Origin of the sequence: Protofrankia sp. Cj3 (assembly GCF_917627355.1) — a bacterium.
Lineage (GTDB): Bacteria > Actinomycetota > Actinomycetes > Frankiales > Frankiaceae > Protofrankia.
In genome coordinates, this window is record NZ_CAKJTR010000026.1 from 1995 (window position 1) to 4313 (window position 2319).

Annotated in this window: 2 protein-coding genes; both read right to left on the reverse strand. The window is 69.9% G+C overall.

Annotated features, from left to right (window positions below):
- On the reverse strand, positions 1-520 hold a 520-nt coding region (locus tag MJ783_RS05670; RefSeq protein ID WP_239308867.1), incomplete at its 3' end, for a cytochrome b/b6 domain-containing protein.
- On the reverse strand, positions 517-2271 hold the full coding sequence (locus MJ783_RS05675; RefSeq protein WP_239308868.1) for a nickel-dependent hydrogenase large subunit: 1755 nt from the start codon (positions 2269-2271) through the stop codon (positions 517-519). The genes MJ783_RS05675 and MJ783_RS05670, both read right to left, overlap by 4 nt.
- Between the last annotated feature and the right edge of the window lie 48 nt (positions 2272-2319).

The following is a 2319-nucleotide window of genomic DNA, read 5'->3' on the forward strand; positions in this document are numbered from 1 at the left end:
AGGCGGCCCAGCTCCTGCCTTCCACACCCCACAGCGCGACTCCGGTGAAAATCTCGGCGGCGAACATCGTGTAGAGCACGGCGTAGGTCATACCGGCGAGCGGGTTGTGACCGACGACCTCGGGCGCCTCACGGTCGATGAACAGATAGAAACGCAGCGATGGGATGATCAGACGCCGGCGTTCACGGGTGCTGGGGATCCACTCCGTCCACCGCGACCAGCGGTTGGGTGACAGGACGTGCCAGGCGACCCGCGCGAGGATCAGGTCGATGAAGACAAACGCGGTGATCTCGTGGACCGTTCGCACCCAGGTGACCCAGTAAGCGTCGCCGCCGAGGCGCAGCTGCGGGTTCCCGATCAGGAAACCCGTCACGCTGAGCACCACCAACGCCAGGACGAGCAGCCAGTGCACGACACGTACCGGCAGATCCCAGACCCGCACCCGCACGAAGGCCTGCTCCGGGCACGCCCGCGGCACGGCTTCCCCCGACACCGCCTTGTCCGGCACGGCGGCGCTCACTGGACCCGCACCTCGACGATGTCGCGGCCGTCCGCGTCGTACACATGCGCCGCGCAGGCCATGCAGGGATCGAACGAGTGCAGTGTCCGCAGCACCTCCAGTGGCCGCCGCGGATCGACGACAGGGGTGCCGACCAGGGCCGACTCGTAGGCACCTGGATTACCCCGCTCATCGCGGGGGCTGGCGTTCCAGGTCGTGGGTACCACCGCCTGGTAGTTGCTGATCCGTTCGCCGTCGATGACGACCCAGTGCGACAGCGATCCCCTGGGTGCCTCGTGGAAGCCGACGCCGCGGGCCCGCCCGGCCGGCCACGTCGAGGGATGCCACTTCCCGGTGTCCGCGATCGTCAGGTCCCCCGAGCCGACGTTCGCCCGCAGCCGGTCGAGGAGTTCCAGGGAGTACTGTGCCATCAGCTTCGTCTCCAGGCCCCGAGCCAGCACCCGGCCGAGGGTTGACATCAACGCCGTGGGCGCCAGACGCAGCCCGTCCAGCGCGTCCCGCACGAGCGGCTGGATGCGGGCGTCGCCCGATGCGTAGCCGACGAGCATGCGGGCCAGCGGGCCGACCTCCACCGCGATCCCGTCGTAGCGCGGTGCCTTCAGCCACGAGTACTTCCCGCCGACGTCGAGCTGGGAGAAGGGCGGCTCGGGGCCGGTGTAGTCCGGCGTGGTCTGGCCCTGCCACGGGGCGAGCGCGGCGCCGGTACCTGTGGCTGTGGGCCCGCCGGAGCCGTCGTAACGGAACCACGAGTGGGCGACGGACTCGGCGATGTGGGACGGGTCGAACGGTTCGACCGTCAGCGTGCCCCCGCGCGGGTGGGCGTCGCGGATGACCCCGCCGGGGAACAGACCGCCGGCCTGTGGCCGGCCCTTGGGCTGCGGCGCCTGCGCGAAGTCCCCGAACACCATGTACGAGCCCAGCCCCGCGCCGTACGTCGTCCATTCAGGATAAGCCGCCGCGATCGCGTACAGGTCAGGCAGGAACACCTTCTCGACGAAGTCCAGCCCCCGCGCCAGCAGCTGGGCGAGCTCGGTCAGCGTGTTGTCGTTGATTGCCTCCTGGCTCGCCAGATCGATCGGGGACGCCATACCGCCGACGACATAGGTCTGCGGATGCGGGTTCTTGCCGCCGAGCAGCGCGTGCACCCGGACGTAGTCCCGCTGGAAGTCCAGCGCGTCGAGATAGTGGCTGAACGCCACCAGGTTCAGCTCCGGACTGAGCCGGTACGCGGGATGCCCCCAGTACCCGTTCGTGAACGGGCCGATGTTCCCGCTCGCCAGGAACGCGCCCAGCCGGGCCTGTACCGCGGCGAACAGCTTCGCCGTCGAGCGCGGATAGTCCGAGCTGGACTGGGCGAGCGCCGCGGCGCGCGCGGGGTCGGCCTTCAGCGCCGCGGTCGGGTCGATCCAGTCCAGCGCCTGCAGATGGTAGAAGTGCACGACATGATCATGAACGAACAGCGCCGCGGCGATGATCTCACGCAGCAGCCGGGCGTTGCGCGGTGGGACCGCACCGACCGCGTCCTCGACAGCCCGCACCGAGGCCAGCGCGTGCACGGTGGTGCAGACACCGCAGATCCGCTGCGCGAACAGCCAGGCGTCCCGGGGATCCCGGCCCTCGACGATGGTCTCGATGCCGCGCCACATCGTCGATGAGGCGTACGCCTCGGTGACGCGGCCACCGTCCACCGCTACCTCGACACGCAGATGACCCTCGATCCGGGTCACCGGGTCGATGACCAACCGGCTCATGTCGCCTGCCCGCCTCTGTCGTCAGCGGGCCCAGCGGGCTCAGCGGGC

Coding starts and splice junctions, on each gene's coding strand:
- MJ783_RS05675 (WP_239308868.1), bottom strand. CDS start 2,271: ATGAGCCGGTTGGTCATCGACCCGGTGACCCGGATCGAGGGTCATCTG.